This window comes from Brachybacterium sp. UMB0905 (genome assembly GCF_002871795.1).
Classification (GTDB): Bacteria; Actinomycetota; Actinomycetes; order Actinomycetales; family Dermabacteraceae; genus Brachybacterium.
Genome location: NZ_PNHL01000012.1, coordinates 20,230 through 40,659 on the forward strand (window position 1 = coordinate 20,230; position 20,430 = coordinate 40,659).

The 20,430-nt window shown below is 69.9% G+C and carries 17 protein-coding genes and 1 pseudogene; 11 read left to right on the plus strand and 7 right to left on the minus strand.

From position 1 onward, the window contains the following. Positions 1-88 precede the first annotated feature (88 nt). From CJ197_RS11560 to CJ197_RS11575, 4 genes are all read left to right on the plus strand, one after another. Complete coding sequence (locus tag CJ197_RS11560) at positions 89-1,357, plus strand: sugar ABC transporter substrate-binding protein (RefSeq protein ID WP_102236908.1); 1,269 nt, start codon at positions 89-91, stop codon at positions 1,355-1,357. A 75-nt stretch (positions 1,358-1,432) separates the two neighbouring features. Continuing rightward, positions 1,433-2,425 carry a carbohydrate ABC transporter permease gene (locus CJ197_RS11565; RefSeq protein WP_102236909.1) on the plus strand — a complete coding sequence of 331 codons (993 nt, stop codon included), beginning with the start codon at positions 1,433-1,435 and terminating at the stop codon, positions 2,423-2,425. Next, entirely contained in the window at positions 2,422-3,285 is an 864-nt protein-coding gene (locus tag CJ197_RS11570) for a carbohydrate ABC transporter permease (protein WP_102236910.1), read from the plus strand. The genes CJ197_RS11565 and CJ197_RS11570 overlap by 4 nt, the downstream gene beginning before the upstream one ends. A 59-nt stretch (positions 3,286-3,344) precedes the next feature. After that, positions 3,345-4,631: an AGE family epimerase/isomerase gene (locus CJ197_RS11575; protein ID WP_102236911.1), complete on the plus strand. Its 1,287-nt coding sequence runs from the start codon at positions 3,345-3,347 to the stop codon at positions 4,629-4,631. A 24-nt stretch (positions 4,632-4,655) separates the two neighbouring features. On the opposite strand, the gene CJ197_RS11580 is transcribed toward CJ197_RS11575, so the two are convergent. Genes CJ197_RS11580 through CJ197_RS11590 form a run of 3 tightly spaced genes read right to left on the minus strand, consistent with a single transcriptional unit; the run spans position 4,656 to position 7,487 of the window. Next, a complete protein-coding gene (locus CJ197_RS11580) occupies positions 4,656-5,573 on the minus strand; it encodes a S9 family peptidase (RefSeq protein ID WP_102236912.1) in 918 nt (305 codons plus the stop codon). Between the two features lie 16 nt (positions 5,574-5,589). Further along, positions 5,590-6,624, minus strand: a complete 1,035-nt coding sequence (locus tag CJ197_RS11585) for a Gfo/Idh/MocA family protein (protein WP_102236913.1) — start codon at positions 6,622-6,624, stop codon at positions 5,590-5,592. Further along, positions 6,621-7,487: a Gfo/Idh/MocA family protein gene (locus CJ197_RS11590; RefSeq protein ID WP_158239474.1), complete on the minus strand. Its 867-nt coding sequence runs from the start codon at positions 7,485-7,487 to the stop codon at positions 6,621-6,623. The genes CJ197_RS11585 and CJ197_RS11590 overlap by 4 nt, the downstream gene beginning before the upstream one ends. Before the next feature lie 195 nt (positions 7,488-7,682). On the opposite strand from CJ197_RS11590, the gene CJ197_RS11595 reads away from it, so the two are divergent. The 4 genes from CJ197_RS11595 to CJ197_RS11610 are packed head-to-tail and all read left to right on the plus strand — an operon-like array spanning position 7,683 to position 11,619. After that, positions 7,683-8,726, plus strand: a complete 1,044-nt coding sequence (locus CJ197_RS11595) for a Gfo/Idh/MocA family protein (RefSeq protein ID WP_102236915.1) — start codon at positions 7,683-7,685, stop codon at positions 8,724-8,726. Positions 8,727-8,739: 13 nt separating this feature from the next. Continuing rightward, the gene (locus CJ197_RS11600) at positions 8,740-9,744 is read left to right on the plus strand and encodes a Gfo/Idh/MocA family protein (RefSeq protein WP_102236916.1); all 1,005 of its coding nucleotides are present in this window, start codon (positions 8,740-8,742) and stop codon (positions 9,742-9,744) included. A 51-nt stretch (positions 9,745-9,795) separates the two neighbouring features. Further along, positions 9,796-10,590 carry a 6-phosphogluconolactonase gene (locus tag CJ197_RS11605; RefSeq protein ID WP_102236917.1) on the plus strand — a complete coding sequence of 265 codons (795 nt, stop codon included), beginning with the start codon at positions 9,796-9,798 and terminating at the stop codon, positions 10,588-10,590. Between the two features lie 3 nt (positions 10,591-10,593). Further along, positions 10,594-11,619 (plus strand): N-acetylglucosamine-6-phosphate deacetylase, encoded by a 1,026-nt coding sequence (locus tag CJ197_RS11610; RefSeq protein WP_102236918.1) that lies wholly within the window; start codon positions 10,594-10,596, stop codon positions 11,617-11,619. 4 nt (positions 11,620-11,623) lie between these two features. On the opposite strand, the gene CJ197_RS11615 is transcribed toward CJ197_RS11610, so the two are convergent. Next, positions 11,624-12,850 (minus strand): acyltransferase family protein, encoded by a 1,227-nt coding sequence (locus CJ197_RS11615; protein WP_102236919.1) that lies wholly within the window; start codon positions 12,848-12,850, stop codon positions 11,624-11,626. Here CJ197_RS11615 and CJ197_RS11620 point away from each other — a divergent pair. Further along, positions 12,840-13,442: a signal peptidase I gene (locus CJ197_RS11620; RefSeq protein ID WP_199173923.1), complete on the plus strand. Its 603-nt coding sequence runs from the start codon at positions 12,840-12,842 to the stop codon at positions 13,440-13,442. The genes CJ197_RS11615 and CJ197_RS11620 overlap by 11 nt on opposite strands. A gap of 177 nt (positions 13,443-13,619) precedes the next feature. Further along, on the plus strand, positions 13,620-14,708 hold the full coding sequence (locus CJ197_RS15605; RefSeq protein ID WP_233190888.1) for a Fic family protein: 1,089 nt from the start codon (positions 13,620-13,622) through the stop codon (positions 14,706-14,708). A 72-nt stretch (positions 14,709-14,780) separates the two neighbouring features. Here CJ197_RS15605 and CJ197_RS15610 read toward each other — a convergent pair. From CJ197_RS15610 to CJ197_RS11635, 3 genes and pseudogenes are all read right to left on the minus strand, one after another. Continuing rightward, positions 14,781-15,917, minus strand: a pseudogene (locus CJ197_RS15610) (sensor histidine kinase); the annotation flags it as partial. Continuing rightward, on the minus strand, positions 15,896-16,315 hold the full coding sequence (locus CJ197_RS15210; protein ID WP_158239476.1) for a hypothetical protein: 420 nt from the start codon (positions 16,313-16,315) through the stop codon (positions 15,896-15,898). The pseudogene CJ197_RS15610 and the gene CJ197_RS15210, both read right to left, overlap by 22 nt. A 1,057-nt stretch (positions 16,316-17,372) precedes the next feature. After that, positions 17,373-17,879, minus strand: a complete 507-nt coding sequence (locus CJ197_RS11635) for an S-layer homology domain-containing protein (RefSeq protein WP_233190890.1) — start codon at positions 17,877-17,879, stop codon at positions 17,373-17,375. Between the two features lie 418 nt (positions 17,880-18,297). On the opposite strand from CJ197_RS11635, the gene CJ197_RS11640 reads away from it, so the two are divergent. Next, positions 18,298-20,037, plus strand: a complete 1,740-nt coding sequence (locus CJ197_RS11640) for an RNA-binding domain-containing protein (protein WP_102236921.1) — start codon at positions 18,298-18,300, stop codon at positions 20,035-20,037. Positions 20,038-20,430: the final 393 nt, after the last annotated feature.

Consider the following 20,430-nt stretch of genomic DNA (forward strand, 5'->3'; position numbering starts at 1 on the left):
CAGGCGCAAAGCGACGGCCACCACTGGCCGCACGACCCGGGACTCTCGCCGACCCCCGTCGGCGACCCACCTGTTTCAAGGAGGAGACATGGTCGACAGAATCTCGCGCCGCAGTGCCCTCGGTGCCGGTGCCGTCAGTGCCGCCGCGCTCGGACTCGCCGCCTGCGGCGGGAGCGGCGGCGACACCGTCGAGGCCCCGCCGGAGAGCTCCGAGGAGCTCAGCGGCTCGATCGTCATGTGGATCTACCCGCTCAGCGACAGCGCGAGCGCCGAGTCCTACGCCCCGTTCGTCGAGTCCTTCAAGGAGAAGTACCCCAACGTCGAGGTCGAGATCGTCCAGCAGCCGTGGGCGAACCGCGAGGAGCAGCTGACCACCGCCATCAGCGGCGGGAACGCTCCGGACGTCGTCTACTTCAACCCCGACTTCGTGCCGCGCTTCGCCGAGGAGGACCTCCTGGTGAGCCTCGATGACCTGCGCGAGGACTGGGACAGCGCCTTCGTCCCCGCCTCCCTCGAAGCGATGACCTACGAGGACACACTGTACGCGGCCCCCGTGCTCATGCAGGCCTCGCAGGCCTTCGCCAACCAGCGGATCCTCGACGAGATCGGCATGGAGGCCCCCACGACCTGGGACGAGCTGCGCGCCGTCGGCGAGGCCGCCAAGGAGAAGGACTACTACCTGCTCGAGTACTCCGGCGACATCACCCTGAACCACAGCTACTACATGTACCTGTGGCAGGCGGGCGGCAACGTGCTCACCGAGGATCTGAGCGCCGCTGCTTTCAACTCCGCCGAGGGCCTCGAGGCGCTCGAGTTCATCAAGGAGATCGTGGACAACGGATGGGCTCCCACCGAGCCGATCAGCGTGACCCTGCCCTTCGAGCAGACCGACATGGCGCAGGGGAAGGTGGTGTACAGCATGGGGTCCAACATCGGTCAGGTGCGCGAGATCCTCGAGGATCCGTTGACCGTGGTGCCGCCGATGACCCACGCGGAGCAGGTCGCCAAAGGCTCCGTCGGCGCCCTGTCCATCTTCAACACCACCGGGTCCCCGGAGGCGGCGGCCGCCTGGGTCCACCACCTCACGGAGCCCGACTTCATCGAGTTCGTGGCTTCAGAGTTCACGTACTACCCGCCGCGCACCGACGTCACGGGCGTCCATGACGACGACGAGCAGGTCGCCGAGTTCGAGCAGTACCTCGACGTGGTCAACGCCGGGATCATCCACGCCCAGGCGAGGGAGATCATCGACGTGATGAAGCCCGAGATCCAAGCCGTGCTGCTGCAGGGGAAGGACCCGCAGGCCGCACTGGACACCATGGAATCCGCGGTCAACGAGCTGCTCGAGCGCGGCTGAGTCGTCCCACCCGCGCCGGGCACGTGATGACTGCGTGCCCGGCGCCGAGCAGACCACAGCTCAGAGAGGAGCGGCATGTCCACTTCCGTGGCCCCCGCAACCCCCGGCGCCGCTGGCGGCCCCCACGTGCCCGATGAACCGGGCACGGCGGACTCCGACTCAGGACGCCCTGTGGCGGTCGCCCGCACAGTCACTTGGAAGGAGCTGGCCACCTCCCGCGCCGCGCTCGTCGCCTATGCGTTCATCTTCCCGTACGTCGCGTTCTTCGTAGCCTTCCGCATCCTCCCGGCGCTGTACGGCGTGCTGCTGAGCTTCGGCGACGTCTCCCTGTCAGGGAAGTTCCGGCTGGTCGGAACGGAGAACTTCGCCCGCCTGATCTCGGATGACGTCTTCTGGCACTCGCTCCGCGTGACGGGCATCTACGCGGTGCTGGCGATCCCGCTGTCCGTGGTGCTCTCGCTGCTGATGGCGCAGCTGTGCAACCGCACGATGCGGGGGATGTCCTTCTACCGCTCCCTGTTCTTCCTGCCCGTGGTGACCTCGCCGGTGATCTCCGGCATCATCTTCGTCTGGTTGTTCAGCGGCGGCGGGCCGATCGACGAGCTGCTCAGCACCGCCGGGCTGGAGCTGGGCTCCTGGCTGCAGAACAAGCACCTGGTGCTGCCCGCCCTGGCCCTGGTCGCGGCATGGGGGAGCTTCGGCTACAACATGCTGATCCTGCTCGCCGGCATGCTCGCGATCCCCACGGACTACTACGAGGCCGCCGAGCTCGACGGCGCCGGCGCCTGGCACCGCTTCCGGTACATCACCATGCCGCTGCTGAAGCCCGCGCTGTTCTTCGTGCTGGTGCTGGAGACCGTCAAGAGCTTCCAGGCCTTCGACATGATCTACGTGATGACAGGCGGCGGTCCCGCCCGCGGCTCCTACACCCTCACCTTCATGGTCTTCGACCAGGGCTTCGGCTACTTCGAGTTCGGGTACGCCAGCGCCGTGGGCGTGGTGCTGCTGGTGATCACCCTGATCCTCTCCCTGATCCAACGCCGCCTCGTGGGAAGGAACGACACATGAGCGCGATCACCGAGCGCCGCGAGCCCTTCGCCGCCCGCCGTGCGCCCCGTGCGGTGAGGGTGCGCAAGCAGCTGATCCACATCCCGATGATCCTGATCGGCGCGCTGACGCTGTTCCCGTTCATCTCGATGGTGGTCATCTCCCTGCACCCGGGGGTCCCGGTGCAGGTGCCGGAGATCTTCTTCAACACCGACATCTCGCTGGACGCCTACCGGCAGGCCCTGCGCAGCTCGAACATCCCGCGCTGGGCGCTGAACACCACGATCTACTCCGTGGTCTCGGTGGTGCTGGTGCTGCTGTTCGCCTCCATGGCCGGGTACGCCTTCGCGAAGAAGAGGTTCCTGGGGCGCGAGGTGATCTTCTGGGTGTTCATCGCGATGCTGATGATCCCCTACCAGCTCACGATCATCCCCCAGTACCTGCTGGTGGGCCAGATCGGCGGGCTGGACACCATGTGGGGCCTGATCCTGCCCACCATCGCCAACGCCCAGGCCATGTTCCTGATGCGCCAGTTCATGCAGGACATCCCCGATGAGCTGATCGACGCCGCCAAGATCGACGGCGCCGGCGAGCTGCGCGTGTACTGGTCGGTGATCCTGCCCCAGACCAAGCCGATCCTCGCCACCCTGGGCACCTTCGTGTTCCTGTGGCACTGGAACGACTTCCTCTGGCCGCTGGTCGCCCAGCAGTCACCGGAGAACTACGTCCTCACGGTGGGCCTGAACGGTCTGCAGGCGCAGAACGTCTCGCTGGCGACGTTGATGGCCTCCGCCGTGGTCATGTTCATCCCGGCGCTGCTGGTGTTCATCTTCCTCCAGCGGTACTTCGTGCGCGGCGTGATGATGAGCGGGATCAAGTAGATGAGCCCTGCTCCGAGCGATGCATCGCCACATGCGCCGATGCTCCGGGCACGGCAGCGATGAGGGACTCCCTGCGCACCCATTTGGAACGCGACGTGCTCGCGTGGTGGAGCCGGCACGGCGCCGACGACGAGCTCGGCGGTGTCCGCACCTGCTTCACCAACCGCGGGCAGCTGAGGACCACGGAGAAGTACACCTGGTCCCAGGGACGCTGGGCCTGGACCAGCGCGCTGGTCGCGGAGGAGCTCGATGCCGGTCGCCTCGAGGGAGATCGCGACTTGTGGCGCCGGCGGGCGCTGCGCACCGCGGACTTCCTGGCCGAGCACGCCTTCCTGCCCGATGGCCGCACCGCCTTCCTGCTCAGCGCCCGCGGGGAACCTGTCGCCGACGCACAGGGCGAGCTGGCCACCAGCGTGTTCGCCGATTTGTTCGCCGTGCTCGGGCTGGCCGGGGCACTGCGCCTCACGGAACCGAGCACCGACGGCGACCGGGAGCACGGGACGGGCACGCCCGCGGCGACGCGAGGCCCCGCCGCCGGGTGGCTCGCCCAGGCCGAGCGCACACTGCACGGAGCAGCGGACTCCCTGCGCCGGCGCACCGCCCGCAGCGAGCCCTACCCGGTGCCCCGGGGCTTCGGCGACCTCGCCGGTCCGATGACCCTCCTCCACGTGGCCGCCGAGCTGCACCGCGCCACCGGCTCGGACCTCGCCGCCGAGGTGATGAGCGAGGCGCGGGCCGTTCTGCTCGGCGGTGACGATGCCTTTCTGGGCACCGAGGTCTGGTGGGAGCACCGACCCGATGCGGCCGCGGACCACGACACCCTGCTGGCCCGCCACGTCACCCCCGGCCATCTGCTCGAGCTGCTGTGGATGCTCGTGCACGTCGGCGATCAGCATCCGCAGTTGGCGGTCGCGGAGAGCACCCTCACCGTGCTCGCCCTGCGCGCGCTGGAGACGGGATGGGATCAGGCGGAGGGAGGACTGCTGCGCTACGTCGACCGTGGCACCGGCGCGGCCCCTGCCGGGCGCGAGCTCGGCACCCCGTACGAGGCACTCGTGCATCGCACCTGGGACACGAAGCTCTGGTGGGTGCACGCCGAAACCCTGTACGCCACGGCGCTGCTGGCACGCCGCACCGGCTCCCCGGAGATCGCACGCTGGGCCGAGCAGGTGCGCGAGTACACGATGGCCACCTTCCCCGACCCGGATGGTCAGGAATGGATCCAGATCCGCTCCCGTGACGGCAGCCCGCTGGACGAGGTCGTGGCCCTGCCGGTCAAGGACCCCATGCACATCGCCCGGTCCTTGCTGCTCCTCAACGCGCTCGAGGCCGGCGGCGAGTCCTGACGGGTGAGCGGCCCGCAGAGGTGCTCAGGCCCGGCGGGGCAGCTTCTCGCTGAACCACGCGCCGATCGCGGTCATGACGTGCGGCGGGAGCGGGTGCCCGCCGTCATGCAGGAGCAGGTCGGGTCCCTGCCCGTCGGGCCACCGCCGCGCTGCCGAGCGGAACAGCTCGAGGTTGTGCACGCCGTCGCCGTCCCCACCCCCGGCCAGCAGGAAGGGCCGCGGGGCCACCAGCCCCAGCAGATCGTCCTGATCGCGCTGTGGCGGGATTTCCCCGTCCAGGTACCACGGGTCCGCCCAGTTGGAGTGGGCGAAGCCCAGGCCGGGCTCGTGCGCGGCGGCCGCCTCGATGCGGGAGTCCAGGGCGGCCAGGTGCAGGGTGAGCTTGCCGCCCAGAGAGTGACCGAAGGCGGCGAGGTGGGCCCCCGGGACGAGCCCGGACTCCTCGAGGGCGGTGAGGGCGAGCATCAGGTCGGCGATGCTCCTGCCGAGCCCCGTCATCGACTGCTCGCGGCGGTGGCGGGCCGCGGCAGGGCCGTATCGCTCCTCGAGGCCGCGAGCCCCGGCGGTCGCCGGATCCGCAGCGGCGACCTGCTCGAACCACCACGGCACCGCGAGCACGGCATGCCCGGCGCGCGCCAGCTGCAGCCCGAAGGCGCTGCTGGCGGGGTCCCGGTCGTTCAGCGCGGTGCGCGGGGAGGGCTCGGCGAAGAGCGGAGGCGTGTCGTAGAACGGCACGACCACCACGATCCCGGGCGACGCGGCCGCCGTCGGCACGAGCAGCTCGCACACGAGCTCGGAGCCGAAGCTCCGGATCGCCAGCTGGTCGATCTGCCCCTCGAGCCCGCGAGGCGCCAGCGCACGCCGACCGGCGTGTCGCCAGGAGCCGCCCGGATCCGGGACCGCGCCCAGCCGCTGCCGCCACCACTCACGTGCCGAGTGCACGGGGGCCGCCGGCGCCTCAGGACTGCGCCGGCAGCGCGGCGGGGCGGACCGGCCGCCCCGTGCGGCCCGACTCGTAGACCGCCTCGATGAAGGCGACCGCGGCGCGCGCCTCGGCCGAGGAGACCAGCGGCGCCGTGCCCTGCTGCACCGCCGTCACGAAGTCGATCAGCCCTTCGCGGAGGATGTCGCGAGGGGTGAACTCCGGGAGCTCGAGCCCGTCGCGCGAGTGCACGTGCACCACGCGCTCGTTCTCCGTCACGATCGATCCGGCATCCCCCATCAGGTTCATGCGGATCGGCAGGTTGCCGTAGGCGGCGGTGGTGGCCTGGAAGGTCAGCTGGGCGCCGCTGACCAGCCGGGCGGTGACGGTGACGGTGTCCTCGACCTCGATCCGCTCATGGGCGAGCAGGCCGGTGTGCGCGAACAGCTCCTCGACCTCGCCCAGCAGCCACAGCGTCAGATCCACCAGGTGCACGCCCTGGTTCATCAGCGCGCCGCCGCCGTCGAGCTCCCAGGTGCCGCGCCAGGCCCCGGAGTCGTAGTACTCCTGGCTGCGCCACAGCGGCACCTCGATGGTCGCCGAGGTGATCCGGCCCAGCCGCCCTTCCTCGATGATCTGCTTGAGGAACTGGTTCTCCGCGGCGAAGCGGCGCTGGCTGGCGATGGTCAGCACCTTCCCGGACCGCTGCTCCGCGGCGCGGATCCTGTCCGCCGCCGCGACGGTCACCTCGATCGGCTTCTCGAGGAAGACGTGCTTGTCCGCGTCGAGCGCCTGAATCGTCACCTCGGCGTGCAGGCCGGAGGGGACCGCGATGATGACCGCGTCGAGGTCCGCGCGGGCCAGCAGGGCGGTGACATCCGCAGCGGCCTCGACGCCGTGCTCCGCGGCGATCTTCTGCGCGGCCTCGGGGTTCTGATCGGCGACGGCGATGAGATCGGCAGGGGAGTCCTCCGCGGTGAGCCGCTTGGCATGGCCCTGGCCGATGACGCCGACCCCGATGATGCCGAATCGCAGGCGGCCGTGCGCGGCCGCGGCGGGGGACTGGGTCATGACGGGTTCCTCTCGAGAGACTCGGTGATCGCACAGAGCGTCACCACGGGGGACAGAAGGGCCTGCGGGGAGCGCGGTGAGGCACCGTCCTCCACCGCCTGCAGGAACTCGGCCAGCGCCGGGGCGTTGTAGTCCCCGCCGAGCGTCAGCGGGCGGGAGACGGCGGCGTTCTCGTAGATCGCCGTCGCATGGAAGGGGGTGCGGGTCCCCTCCCCGGGGGTGAGGAAGGTGAACGTGACCTGGGTGCCGGCGATCTCGCACCACGCCACGACGGTGTCCTCGCGGCGCACGGTGCGCACCTCGAGCGTGCCGGGCGCGACCGTCGGATTCCCCAGGATCTCCAGGGCCGCCTCCACATGGTGGATGCCGTAGAAGAACAGTCCCGCGTACTCGCTGTCCGGATCGGCCGGCCCGCTCACGTGGAGGTGGCGCAGCCGGCCCGTCTCCTGCGAGGCGGCGAAATCCGAGAGCTCCGGCACGAAACGCAGCGCCGAGCAGGACAGCATGACCGCCCCGCTGCGCTCGGCCAGGGCGAGCAGCTCCTGGGCGTCGGCCACGGAGGCGGCCAGCGGCTTGTCCACCAGCACCGCCTTGCCGGCCTCGAGGAGGGGGCGGGCGTGCTCGAGGTGCTTGCCGCCGTCCCGGGAGGAGACGATCGCGGCATCGACCTCGTCTCCCAGATCGGCGGGCTCCTGGACGATCCGCTCGATAGCGCCGAGCTCGGCGAGCTCCTGGTTCCGCGGTGACGGGCCGCCCACCAGCGCCGTCGCCCGGACGCCGGGGTGCCGCTCCTCCACGTTGAGGAAGCGCGTGAAGTGGGTGATGTGCGAGTTCTCGGTGCCTATCAGGCCGATGCGCAGCACGGCTGCTCCTCGTGGTTCGGTGGGTCCTTGCCAAGCTGCCGACAAGGGCGGGCTCCCGACGGGCAGGCGCGGTGCCACGACGACGGGACAGTGCCACAAGGCTCCCCCGCATAGGCCCCTGAGTCAAGAGGAAAAGGTGTTCATCAGGCATAGCGGTGTATTGCGATCGCGCTCCCGGCCACCTAGTGTCGAGACATGACCACGCACAATGACGTCGTCCGGGTGGGCCTGCTCGGCCTCGGCACCATCGGGGTCTCGCACGCGAAGGCGCTCGCCGAGCTGCGCCACCGTGCCCAGCTCGTCGCCTTCAGCGGAGGTGATGGCGAGAAGGCGGCCGATGCCGGCTGGCCCGAGGCGGTGCAGTCGAGCCCCCAGGAACTTCTGGCCCGGGAGGACCTCGACGTCATCGCCATCTGCACGCCCAGCGGCGCGCACGCCGATAACGCCCTCGCCGCGCTCGGCAGCGACCACCACGCGGTGGTCGAGAAGCCGCTCGCTCTGACCGCGGCGGAGGCGGATCGGATCGTCTCCCTCGCCGAGTCCCGAGGCCTCAGCGTCCACGTCATCTCCCAGCGCCGCCTCGAACCCGAGGTGCAGGCCGTGCGCAGGGCGCTGGAGGAGGGGCTGCTGGGCCCGCTGCGGCTGGCCACCACGCACGTCCACTGGTGGCGGGACGAGAGCTACTACTCCGCCGCTCCCTGGCGGGGCGACGCCCGTGCCGGCGGCGGTTCGCTGATGAACCAGGGAGCGCACAACGTGGACCTGCTGCGCTGGCTCGCCGGCCCCGTCGAGGCGGTCACCGCGCAGTCCGCGACCCTCGCCCATGAGCCCGGCACCGAGGACACCACCGTGGCGACCCTCCGCTTCGCCAGCGGTGCCCTGGGACTGATCAGCACCTCGACCGCCACCCCTCCCGGGAGCCCGGCGACGCTCACCCTGTACTGCGCACGCGGGGTCGTCGAGATCGGCCAGGGCGAGCTGCTGCGATGGGACGTGGACGGGGTCCCCGCACCGCAGATCGACGCGGCGGGGACAGGCATCGGGGTGGGTGCCTCGGATCCCGCCGCCATTGGCATCGCCGGACACGTCCAGCAGTGGACGGAGATCCTCGACGCCATGCAGGAGGGGCGCGACTCCTCGATCCCCGGCCGGGACGGCGCGGAGACTGTGCGCCTGCTCGAGGCCATCACCGCCGCGGCCGCGACCGGCCGCACCGTGACCATGAACGAGCTGCGATGACGGAGGAGCTGCGATGAAGGTCGCCATCCTGGGCGCCGCCCATCAGCACGTCGACTACGCCCTCGCGGAGGTCGAGCACCGCGAGGAGCTCGAGCTGGTCGCCGTCGCCGAAGCCGATGAGACGCTGCGCCGCCGCTTCTTGCCCGGCATCGAGGTCCCGAGCTACCGGAGCGCACAGGAGCTTCTGGCGGAGCATGACGTGGACGTTGCGCTCGTGGCCGGGATCTACAGCCAGCGCGGCAGCGCGACCGTCGCGGCGCTGCGCGCGGGAGCGCATGTGCTCGCCGACAAGCCCCTGTGCACCTCCCTCGAGCAGCTCGCACAGGTCAGCGCCGCGGCCGAGGAGGCACAGCGGCACGTCTCGATCGTGTTCGAGAAGCGGTTCTATCCCGCCACCCTGGCTCTGCGGCAGCTGCTCGCCGAGGGCGTGCTCGGGACGATCGCCATGATCGCGAGCACCGGCCCGCACAAGCTCCTCCAGGAGAACCGTCCCGCCTGGTTCCTGGACCCCGCGAGCTACGGCGGGATCGCGGCGGACCTGCCGATCCACGACATCGACCTGGTGCTCGAACTGGTCGCGGAGCAGTACGGGGCATCGGCTCCTCTGCAGGGGACCGTGAGCGCCTTCACGGGCAACGCCCGAGCGTCGGACCATCCCGGTTTCGACGACCACGTCAGCCTGCTGCTGCACGCCGGCGGCGTGCCCGCCACGATCGAGGCGAACTGGCTGGGCCCCGAGGCGGCGGACGTCCACGGCCACTACCGGATGCGGGTCACCGGCTCGAAGGGGACCGCCGAGGTGGACTGGGCCTACCACCGGCTCACCGTCACCACCCACGACCGGCCGCGCTGGGAGGAGCCGCTGGGCCCCGCGCAGCGCCCCGCCCAGTACTTCTTCGACGCACTGCTCGCCGGAGAAGAGCCGGAGGTGAGCACCGCAGCGAGCCTGCAGGCCACCGAGATCGCCCTCAAAGCGCAGGCGAGCGCACTGCACGCCGGCGTGCCGCAGGCGTTCTGACGTTCTGTCGCTCTGCTGTTTCGTCGTTCTGTCGTTCCCGAAGGAGACCCGATGTCGTCCCCCACCAGCACCCCGCGCCCCACGGTGAGCATCCGTGACACCGCGGAATCCGCCGGCGCCGCCGCCGGACGCGCCGCCGCCGATGCCCTGACCGAGATCCTCGAGCAGCAGGACCGGGCACGGGTGATCTTCGCCTCGGCCCCCTCGCAGGAGCAGATGCTCGCCACCCTGGGCGCCGACCCGCGGATCGACTGGACCCGCGTGCAGTCCTTCCACATGGACGACTACCTGGGTCTGGACCCGGCGCACCCGGCCGCCTTCGGCACCTGGCTCGCCGACCGACTGCCGCAGGCCGCGCGGGCCGGACTGGATCGGATCCGCGCCGATGCCGATCCGGACCAGGAGGCCGCCCGGTACGGCGCCGCGCTCGCGGCCGCACCGATCGACCTCGTGTGCCTCGGGATCGGGGTCAACGGGCACATCGCCTTCAACGAACCGGGCGACACCGACTTCGACACCCCCGAGCGGGTGCGGCTGATCGAGCTCGCGCACACCTCACGGCAGCAGCAGGTGGACGAAGGGCTGTTCCCGGATCTCGAGTCGGTCCCCACCACCGCCCTCACCCTCACCGTCCCGGCGCTGCTGAGCGGAGACGTCCTGGTGTGCACGGTGCTCGGCGAGGCGAAGGCGGAGGCTGTGGCCGCGACGCTGGCCGGGCCCGTCGACCCCCGCGTGCCCGCCACCGCGATGCTCACGCACCCCCGGGTCCGGATCCACCTCGACCAGGCCGCAGCCGGGCTCCTGCCCGCGCAGCACCGCACCGACAGCCCGGTCACCGAGGGCTGAGCCGTGAGTGCGGACCCCCGCGTCGAGCCGGGCCTCGTCGACCTCCAGGTCAACGGATACGCCGGGCACGACGTCAACGCCGACGACGTCACCCCGGACACCCTGGCGGACCTCACCCGCGCGCTCTGGGGGAGGGGCGTGACCACCTACCTGCCCACGGTGATCACCGCGAGCGAGGAGAAGATCCTCCACGTCCTCTCGGTGATCGCCGCCGCCCGCCGCGAGGACCCGTTGCTCGCGCACTCGATCGCCGGTGTGCACGTGGAGGGACCCTCGCTCGCGACCGAGGACGGCCCGCGCGGAGCCCACGACATCGCGCACCTGCGTGACCCCGACGTCGCCGAGCTGGACCGCTGGCAGCAGGCGGCCGAGGGGGCGGTGCGCCTGGTCACCCTCGCCCCGGAACGGGCCGGCGCCGCACCGTACATCGCCGCCGCCAGCGCTCGCGGCGTGCGCATCTCGCTCGGGCACTGCGCCCCCTCGCCCCAGCAGGTGCGCGCCGGCGTCGAAGCCGGGGCGACGCTCTCCACCCACCTCGGCAACGGCGCGGCGAGCATGCTGCCACGGCACCCGAACCACCTGTGGACCCAGCTCGCCGACGACCGTCTGACCGCCATGCTCATCGCCGACGGTCACCATCTGCCCGCTGACACCCTCACCGTGATGATCCGCGCCAAGGGACCTGAGCGCTGCGTGCTCACCAGCGACTCCGCCGCGCTCGCCGGGATGCCGCCAGGGCGCTATCGCACCCCGGTCGGCGGTGACGTCGAGGTCGCGGCCGACGGCAGGCTGACCCTCGCGGGGACGGAGTACCTCGCCGGCTCCGGCTCCGATCTGCGCACCTGCATGAACTGGGCTCGCGCTGCCCTGCCGATCGACCCCGCGACGCTCGGGGACATGGCGAGCCGGATACCGGCCTCGCTGCTTGGCCTCGAGGGGCGGACCGCAGCCGGTGGGGACAGCGTGCTGGTCGAGGACGACCAGGTGATCGAGACCCGCGTGGCCGGGACGGTGGTCCACCGCGCCTGAGCGCTCACGCCACGAGCGGCTCGAGCTCCTGCCACAGCGGCTCTGCCATCTCGCGGCTGAAGGTCTGGGTGAGGTGGTGCTGATCGCGGTAGATCACGGTGTTCCCGAGCAGCACTGGGCAGGTGCTGTCATTGCAGAAGTAGTCGGTGAGGTCCACGTGGTCGGCATCCGCGTCGGATTCGGTGATCGCGTCGGCCTCCGCCTGTACCAGGGGCTCCTCGAAGGCGGCGGCCCGCGGTGTGGCGCACCGGCCGGCGCTCTCGGGATTCTGCGCGAGGCAGTGGGTGGGTGCCTGGGCCTGCGTCGGCACGTCCCGCATGACCGCTACGGGCGGGCCGTCGATCCGGGCGAGCGTGCGGGCGAGCCCGTCATGCCACCGGGTCTCGGGGCTGTCCTGCCCGCCGGGCATCAGGCGGTTCGGGTCGTGGAAGGCGGCGAGGACCACCAGATCCGGCTCCACCTCAGCGATCCGCTCCAGCACGCCCTCGCGCCACTGGTCGCAGGAGGTGAAGGGGCGATCCTCGAACTGCTGCGGGGTCTCCAGCGGCAGGCACGAGCTCTTGGTGCTGCTGTCCAGCCGGATCCGGCCCTCCTCGGCGAGGCGCTCGAGCGCCGGATACCAGTTCGCGGCGTGGGAATCGCCCACCAGGAACACCAGCGGGGCGTCGGGGTTCTCGCCGGCCCGGCAGCCGCTCGCGTCGGCCGCCTCGCCCTCCTGGTGGCAGCCGGCGGCGTAGATGGAGGGGTTATCCCCGGAGACGGTCTCGAGGGTGGGGGAGAGGTTCGCCGGAACGAAGTCCGTGCCCGCCGGAGCGAGCGAGGGCTGCTCCTGCGCGGCGGTGCGGTCCGAGGAGGTCTGCTGGGGAAGGACCTGCGAGATACCGGCGGAGGTGGCGATCAGCGCGAGCGACGCCGCGGCCGCCAGGCCACCGGTCCGCCAGGAGGGCCCCCGCCGCAGGGAGGGCCAGCGCAGCACCGGCCGCTCCACCAGGCGATGCAGCAGCCAGGCCAGCGGCACCGCGACCGCGCCCAACAGCAGCCGGATCCACAGCGGCAGAGGCTCCTCCGACAGGGACGCGGCCTGGGGGATCACCTGCAACGGCCAGTGCACCAGATACAGCGAGTACGAGATCGTGCCCAGGAACTGCATCGGCGCGAGGCCGAGCACGCGCCCGGCATGGAGCCCGCCCGGCGCGGCGCCGCTGACGAGCAGCGCCGCAGTGGCCAGCACCGGCAGCGCGGCACTCCACCCCCTGCGCGACGTGCTCTCCTCCCTCAGCACCGGGTTGAGCGCCGGTGTGCTCCTGCTGCTGCTCGCCCTCGGAGCCCTCACCATCGTGGTGCCCGCCGCCGTGGGCGGGATGCCGCTGTTGGTGCTGACCGGCTCGATGCGCCCCACCTACCCTCCCGGCACCCTCGTGGTCATCAAGCCCGCTGCGCCCGAGGCGATCGGGGTGGGGGACGTGATCACCTTCCAGATCGAATCCGGCAAGCCTGCGGTGGCGACACACCGTGTGATCGCCCGCAGCACGGACAGCGGCACCGGGGAGATTCGCTTCACCACCCAGGGCGACGCGAACAACACCCCCGGTCCCGAACGGGTCCAGCCCGCGCAGATCCGGGGGAAGGTCTGGTACGCGATCCCTTACCTGGGCTGGGCGAACCAGGCCATCGACGGCAGCACCCGCAGCTGGGCGGTGCCCACCCTCGCCGGTGCGCTGTTCGCCTACGCGGCCTGGACCGTCGGCTCCGGGTTGCGGGAACGACGGCAGAAGAAGCGCACGGCCGAGGAGGCGCCGGCGCCCCGCTCCGAGGGGGACTGAGCCGGCAGCCATGCTGCGAGCGTGAACCCCGGACAAGGTTCAGTTAACCTTATGCATCTAAGGTTTACTGAAGGGGTGCTCATGGGTATCCATGGCTCATGGCTGCCAGGCCGTCAGCAGCCCGACTTCCGAGGTGCGACGGCGGCGGAACGACGGGGCGGCGCCTACTCCTACTACGTGCCTGCACGTCTCGCCGAGCAGGACGTGGGAGCTCTGCTCGGGCGGGAGCTGCGGGAGGAAGCACTCGAGATCGCCAGCCTCATCACTGCGACCTCCGCGCAGGTCGATGAGGCGACGCGACGGGGCATCTACCCCCTGCTCCTGCGCTCCGAGTCCATCGCCTCCTCGCGGATCGAACGCGTCAATGCCTCCGGTCGGGACGTCTCCTACGCCCAGCTCGGCGATCAGCAGGACCACCTGCGCAATCACGAGGCCATGAGCGTGGCCCGCAACGTCCAGGCGACGCGCGACGCGATCGAGGAGCTCGCGGGGCGCGATGAATGGACCATCGGTGATGTCGAGCAGGTCCATCGTGCGCTGGGAGTGGTGGGCGCCTCGGAAGGTCTGCGCCGGGTGGACGTGTGGATCGGCGGCCGGGACAAGCTCCGCGCAGAGTATGTGGCCCCTCCGCCGGGTGAGGTCCCCGCCCTGGTGGAGGATTTCCTGCAGTACCTCAGCAGCTCCGGAGAGCATCCCCTTCTGCTCGCCGCCATCGGCCACCTGCAGTTCGAGTCCATCCACCCGTTCGAGGACGGAAACGGACGCGCCGGACGAGCACTGATCCACGCCGTCCTCGAACGAGGTGGCGTCGTGCGCTCCGGCCTCCTCCCCGTCTCCACCGCGATCCGTGCACGAGAGCGGGAGTACGTGCAGCATCTCAGCACTTCACGTACGGACGACCCGTCAGAGGCGGCGGAGGCACTGAACGCGTGGGTGCGATTCTTCGTCGAGATCGCCGCCGAGGCATGCGAGCGGATGCAGGGCGTCCAGGACGAGATCCGGGCCCTCGACACGCTGCTCGCGGAGAAGGCCGCGGGCCTGCGCGCCGATTCCTCGGCCCGCCGGATCCTCCCGGTCCTCAGGGAGCAGCCGGTCGTCACCGCGAAGTTCATCGCTGAGCAGCTGGGAGTCTCTGCAGTGGCCGCGCATCGCGCCGTGGACACCCTGGTCACCCGCGGGATCCTCACTCCGGGAACAGGTAGATACCGCCGCTCGGAGGCCTTCCAGGCGGACGATGTGCTGCGGGTGATCGACGGGGCGAGCTGAGGTGTGAGATCCAGGCCGCCCGCCGCCTGTTCGCGCCCGATCCGCCCACTCGACCTCGTCCAGACCGAACCGGATGGTGAAGGTTGACCCCTCGCCCGGGCGGGAGCTCACGCTGATCTGACCGCCGTGGGCGACCACGATCCGCCGGGTCAGCGACAGCCCGATGCCGTGGCCGGGGATGTCGCTGTTGCGCGCGGTCTCGGTGCGGTAGTAGTCGGTGAACAGGTTCGTCTGCTCCTGATCGGACATTCCGATCCCGGTGTCGGTGACCGCGAGCTCGAGATGGTGATCCTCCACCGCGGTGTGCACGCACACCGTTCCACCGCTCGAGGTGTACTTCAGCGCATTGGAGAGCAGGTTCCCCACCGCCTGCTGCAGGCGCTGCGCATCCAGCGGCAGCTCAGGGGTCTCGACGATCTTGCGCTCCAGGGTGATGCCCCGCTCCTCGGCCCGCAGCGCCACCGACTCCGCGGCCTGCTGCGCTATCTCGGACAGGCGCGCCGGACGCAGCGTGAGCTGCTCCGTGCCCGAGCGGGCCACCTGATTCGCGAGCAGGTCCTGCACGATCAGCAGCAGCTGATCCGCGTTGCGCTGCGCGACCTGGAGGTACGAGGCCGTCTCCCTCGAGAGGTCCCCGTCATCCTGAGCGAGCTCGAGGTAGCCGATCACGGAGGTCAGCGGGGTGCGGAGCTCATGGGAGACAGCGGCCACGAACTGCTCCTGAGAGCGCACCGTTTCGATGTACGAGGTGACATCGGAGAAGACCACCACCGCGCCCGAGCGCTCCCCTCGGTGATCGATGATCTGCCGGGCTGAGGCGGAGAACACGCTCGCCTCGCGCTGCAGCGGTCCCATCGCCACGAGCGAGTTGGTGAACGTCTCCTGCAGCACGGCGCGACGTACCGGACGCTGCTCGGGAGGCATTGGCAGAGCCGACCACGGATACCGAACGATCAGCTGGGACTCGTTCGGATCGTCGTTGCCCGGCGGGGAGGCGAGCTGAGGGATCCGTCGCTGGGCGCGATTCATCAGCACATCGTGGCCATCACGATCCACCACCACGATCCCCACGTCCACGGAGTCGATCACGTTCTCCAGCAGGCGCTCGGAGGCCGCTGCCGACTCGAGCAGTGCTTCCTTCTCCGTGAGGGCTTCGAGGAGCTGCTGGTTCCGTCCGTCCATCACCGTCAGCGCCCCGACGGCCAGCATTCCGATCTGCAGCACGATGAAGGGCGGCACCAGCGAATGCGCCACCACGAGGGAGTCGATGTGCGAGGCGCGCACCAGGACGGCAGAGCGATCAGTGCCGAGGTGGAGACCACGGCGATCACCACGCCGTCCCGCCGCAGCCGGGCGGCGAGCCACAGGGTGGGCACCAGCACCAGCAGCGAGACCGCGGTGGTGTGCTCTCGGGCCGCATCCCGTGCGAGCGCGACCGCAACCATGTCCAGCACCGGCACCACCGCACCCCAGGCGGGCCTGACCTCCTCCCACCGGACCGCGAGCGCGAGCATGGTCGCCAGGGCGAGCATGCCGAGAGCAGTGAGGTAGTCCGCGGCCAGCACCAGCTCGGGACGCGAGATGCTGACCAGCGCCGAGAACCCCACCAGCAGCGCCGCGAAGTACAGCTGCTTGGAACCTGTGCCCGAGGTGGGCGAGACGATGCCAGCGAGTCAGCGACTTGGCGAGGTCCACGGGTGGGCTCCTTCTGCGAGGCGGGCGGGGCGCTCGGCCCGGCGCTGAGCGGAGCGTCCGCAGCCCACGCCGGTGCCCGCCACTCTACGAGTGTCCAGTCTCTCCGCGCTGAGGGAATCGCCTTTCTCACCCTTGTTCAGCCCGGTGTGTGAGGTCGGGGTGAGGCCCTCTCGCCCAGGTCCAGGACCGCAGGGCATCTCCCGGGGCGGTGTGAGACAGCACCTCACCCACCCATCTTCCGGAACCGCTCCACATACCGCTCGAAGTCCCTCGCCTCGTGCGTCGCGTCCCCATCCAGGAACTTCGTCGCCGCCTCACGACCCTTGCGGTACAGCAGCCCCGAGGGCGCCTATGTCAACGCCGACTCCTCACCGTGGCGGGCCCTCGATTAGGACGAGGTGCGTGCCGTGCTCGCCGGTGGCTCGCCCTCCGACGGCGGGGCCTGAGAGGCGGAGGAGGAGTTCCCGCCTGTTGGGCGTCGGACATGAGGAGCCCATCAGCAACGCACCCAGTCCTGGGCCCAGCGGAGCTACATCGCGAAGTCGGCGTCGTCCCCGGCCCGGGCAGCGCGGTGCGGCCGGTCTACGACGAGCGGCATTGGTCGACATCGACGGAACCTGAGCCGGTTTCAAGTTGAGCCATTCGCTTACGCGGAAACGGACATGCGTCCATGAAGTCTGACCCGTTACACGATCGTGCCCTTGGTGGTGCGCGCTCGGGGTCCAATCCATGATTGACCACCTCTACGATTACCCGCTGGTGGTGCTCCCCGCCGGGATCGTGCTCAGGGTCGCGGGGCGGCTCGCGGAGCGGGATTCGGATTAGCCGGGCTGACTGCCCTCATTAAGGGAGTGCCATCGCTTCTGCTTCAGGATGTCCTGCAGCCGCATCGTGATGCAGAGCGGTGTGAAGAAGTACGGGCCCGTCCCGGAAAGAGGACGGACCCGTACTGTCGGTTGAGGCCGGGGATCAGAACTTCGCGTCGTAGCGCTGCAGGAATGCCGCCATCGCATCACGCTTGACGGGTTGGAGCGGACGGTAGGTGCCATCACTCCAGCCGGTGGAGATGCCGGCGGACTTCATCCAGCACATCTCCTTGGCGAACATCATCGCGCGCGGCACGTCGGTGAAGCACGCCCCAGCGGGTTGGGTATAGGCCGGATTGCCAGAGAACCGGTACAGGAACGCCGCCATCGCGTCGCGGGCGATCGGCTCCACCAGGCGGAACTGGCGCGCGTCGTTCGGCATCTTCCAACCGGTGGTGATGCCTTCGTGGTAGGCCCAGATCACCGCGGTGTAGTGCTCCTGGCTCGGCTTCATGTCCGTGAACGGACACCTCGCCGGGAGGGCGACCCGGGGAGAGCCGGCCTGGCGGTAGAGGAATGCCGCCATCGCGTCGCGGTTGACCGGGCTCAGTGCGCGGTACTCGGGCCCCTTCGGGGTCTGCCAGCCGGTGGGGACCTCGGCGTCGTACATCCACATCATGGAGTCGTAGTGCTCGACACCGGGCTTGACGTCGATGAACGGGGTGAAGCGCCCTGGGTTTCGTGCCGTGGTTAGAAAGCCCGGCATGGCCCCACGCCCGGCCCACTCCACCCTGGACCTCACCCGCATCCAGTCCACCGGCTTCACCCCGCCGACCATGCAGGACAGCTGGGCAGAGCTGCTGGAGGAAAGCCAGGTCAACTGACCGACGAGCGGTAGGACAGCCGCCGAGCGTGGTTAGCTTCCTGCGTTGCAGTGGTCAGGGCGTCCACGGCCAGTGCTCCGGGCCCATCACATCTCCCGCCCGGCCGCCCGTGCCCCCAATAAAAGTGTCACCCCATCACCTCCCACACCCCAAGGTACAATTTTTCCGAGGATTAATTGTCATCCGCCGTCCAGGAGGTCCCCCGTGACAGTTTTCGGCATCGATCCCGTCGCCGACCAGCTCGATGAGGTCCTCACGGCTCTCGACGAGGGGCGTCTTCCGGCCGAGCGACGCCAAGTTGACTTCAAGGAGGAGGCCGGCCGCCGGGGCCGCGGTGGGGAGATCCTGCCGGGCGAGGATCAGAGCGACGCCGCCGCGACTGCCCTGGCCCCGGAGGTCGCGTGCATGGCGAACACGCCGGGTGGGGGAGCGTTGATTCTCGGCGTAGCCGATGACGGCACGGTCATTGGCACGGCTCTGAACGAGGACTGGCTGCAGGTGCGGCTTTATCAGCTGCTCCAGCAGGCGTACACCACGTTGATCTATGAGGCGATGCTCCGTGGCCAGCGGGTGCTGGTGGTCCGTTGCCCGCCGGCGGTGGAGCCGATCCGCTGGAAGAACCGCATCACCTGGCGGGTAGGGGATCAATGCCAGGACATCGATTCAGCCTCGTGGCATGAGCGTCGAGCGTTCAGCTGGGGCTTCGACTGGTCCGCTCAGTCCAGCGGAGTAGCGGTGGATCGGGCTCAGCCTGTCGCAATCCAGATCGCCCGGGATTTCCTCGAGGCGGCAGGGGATGCACGATCCGAGGAGCTGGCGCAGGCCCCTCAAGTTGACCTGCTGCGACGCCTCGGAGCGGTGCACGATGACGGGACGTTCACGAACGCGGGTGCGCTGCTGTTCGTGGGCCGCGCTACTCCTGCACTGGACTACATGCGCCGCCCGGCCGCGGGCGCGGATACGCAGGAGCGAGTGAACATTGAGGGCCGCTCACTGCTGGAGGAACTGGCGGCGGTGTTCACGGCCGCGCGCTCGTACAACCCGGAGATCCACCTGATGAAGGGCCTGGTGATCGGCAGGACGCGGGCGGTGCCGGAGCGGGCGCTGCGCGAGGCGATCGTCAACGGGTTGGCGCACCGGGAGTGGATCGACACGCGGCCGACGACGGTGGAGCACATCGGTCGCACCGTACGAGTGACCAGTCCGGGAGGGTTCTTCGGTGGGGTGCGGCCGGAGAACATCATCAATCATCCACCGGTCTCGCGGAACAAGGACCTCAGTCAGCTGCTGGCGACGTTGCGGATCGCCGAGCGGCAGGGGGTGGGGGTGGACCGCATGTTCGGGGACATGATCCGGGCCGGTCACCCCATACCGGTGATCGATGAGGTCGACGGGGTCATGGTGCGCACGGTCTTAGCGGCGGAACGGGCCGACGAAGGCTGGATCCGCTGGCTCGGAGACATCACCCCCGATATCCGTTCGGATCTGCGGGCCCTGATGGCGCTGCATCGGCTGTGCCAGAAGAGGTGGACGGATCCGGAAGATCTGGCGCCGGTGCTGCAGCTGACCGTGGAGGAAGCACGGCAGACGGTGCAACAACTCGCTGTGCTCGAGCTCGCGGGCGAGCGGGTGTGCCATGAGATCGAGGGGCTGCCCGTTCAGGCGCCACGCCCCGGGGTTGCACTGAATGCCGAGGCATACGGTGGGCTCGTGGAGCTACGCCAGGAGAGCGGCGCGGTGGTCAGCGAGCCCTCCCGGGAGGAGATAGCGGTGGATTATGCCCAACAGAAGGGGAGGATCAGCACTACGGAGCTCGGCAGCATCCTTGGCGTGCACCCCACGAATTTGGGACGGGTGCTGAGGAGCCTCGAGAGCCAGGGTCTGCTGACACCCTCCCGCAGCAACCGCCGCGGCGCCGGGTTCTTCTATCACTGGGCCGGCTGACGCCAACGCATGACCACTACCCCGCCCTGCTGGCACCCCAGGCCCCGGAAAGTGTCACTCCGGTGGCCCCGCGGGCGAAAGTACAATTTAAATTGTCATCCGCCGCCGAGGTGGCCGACGGTGACACTTTCTCTGGACAGCCCCCTAGGTGACCAGCAGGAATGGAGGTGCCCCCGTCATCGGCGGCTCTCCTGGTGAGCGGAGGGTCAACGGCGGGGGCAACTGTGCGTAGAGCACACCAGGTGCCGCGACGGCGGTAGCCTTCGGTGGCCGATGCCACGCGCGGCCTTGGGCGCCGACCCTACGGCGCCCCCCGGCGCCCACACCATCACCCCAGGTAACCCCCACGTGAACGCCAGGTAGCGCCCCCCGTGCTGTGAGGGGATCCTCGGA